The organism is Halonotius pteroides (assembly GCF_003605635.1).
Taxonomy (GTDB): domain Archaea; phylum Halobacteriota; class Halobacteria; order Halobacteriales; family Haloferacaceae; genus Halonotius; species Halonotius pteroides.
In genome coordinates this window covers 1-1,288 of the sequence record NZ_QMDW01000073.1, presented here as the reverse complement: position 1 = coordinate 1,288, position 1,288 = coordinate 1, and the positions used below count along the sequence as shown (strand labels likewise).

Sequence of the window (1,288 nt, the reverse complement as noted above, 5' to 3'; positions counted from 1 at the left end):
CTCGTCATCGGGGACGGCTCCGGGGGGGCCGGGGGCGTCACGCGTTCGGCGGCGGTGGCGCTCGGCGAACGCGGGGCGTTGTCCGTCGACGACGGAGCGGGATCGATCACGGAGAGCGAGCGCCGGCGGTTGGCGCTGTTGGCGGCGCTGGTCGAGGCAGCGCTCGAACGCCTCGGCGACGGGGCAAAGTCGAAACGAAGCGACTCGGTGCCGGATGCCGAGACCCCCTCCGTCGGGGATGCGGGGAGGGATCGCCGCGAGGGGCGGTTCGGACACCTCTTCGACGCGCTCCCGGACGCCGTCGTCGACGTGGAGTTCGTCGACGCCGAACCGATCGTCAGGCGCGTCAACGACGCCTTCGAGAAGACGTTCGGCTACGACGAGGCCGACGTCATCGACACGCCGTTGCTGGAGGCGATCGTCCCGCCAGAGGGCAGCCTGGAGCTCGAACGGCCGAACGGGACCGACTCCCGACAGCGCCACGAGACGCTCGAGGTCGAGCGGCTGACCGCCGAGGGACGACGGACGTTCCTGTTTCGGGGGTTCAGCTACCGCCACGAGGGGGCCGAGCGCGGGTTCGGCATCTACACCGACGTGACGGGACGGCTCGAGCAGGAACGCCGGCTCCGGGTCCTCCATCGCGTGCTGCGACACAACCTCCGAAACGAGATGACCGCGATTATCGGCTACGCGAACATCCTGGCGGAGGAAGCGCCGATGGAGGAGTACCGAACACAGGCCGAGCGAATCTACGAGCGGGCGATGAACGTCTCGAAGCTCGGCGAACAGGTCAGACGTATCCAGCAGGCGCTTGATATCGACCGTCAGTGGGTCGCACTCGATCCCGAGCCGCTCGTGACCGATCTCGCCGAGCGGTTCCGTTCGAGCCACCCCGAGGCGACGATACGGGTCTCGAGCGACGACTCCGGGGAGGCCGTCGCCGACGAGCTGTTGAAGATCGCCATCGAGAACCTCATCGAAAACGCCATCGAGCACCACCCGGGTACGGCGACCGTCGACATCGAGCTGACGGCCGAAGACGGATGGATCGACATCACGGTCGCCGACGACGGTCCCGGCATTCCGGAGCGCGAGCGGGCCGTCGTCAGCGGCGCTCGTGAAATAACCCAGCTCGATCACAGCGTCGGGCTCGGGCTGTGGCTCTCGCGGTGGATCGTAAGCGGCGTCGACGGCCAGCTCCTGTTCGGCGACTGCGAGTGTGGGTCCGAAGTGACGCTTCGGCTGCGTCGGGCGGACGGTCGAGACGGAGTGTGAACGGCTGCGTCGG

Annotated in this window: 1 protein-coding gene; it reads left to right on the top strand. The window is 68.2% G+C overall.

Going from position 1 to position 1,288, the window contains the following annotated elements:
- The coding region (locus DP106_RS15090) for a PAS domain-containing sensor histidine kinase (protein WP_133305192.1) at positions 1 to 1,275 on the top strand (1,275 nt) is incomplete at its 5' end.
- Between the last annotated feature and the right edge of the window lie 13 nt (positions 1,276 to 1,288).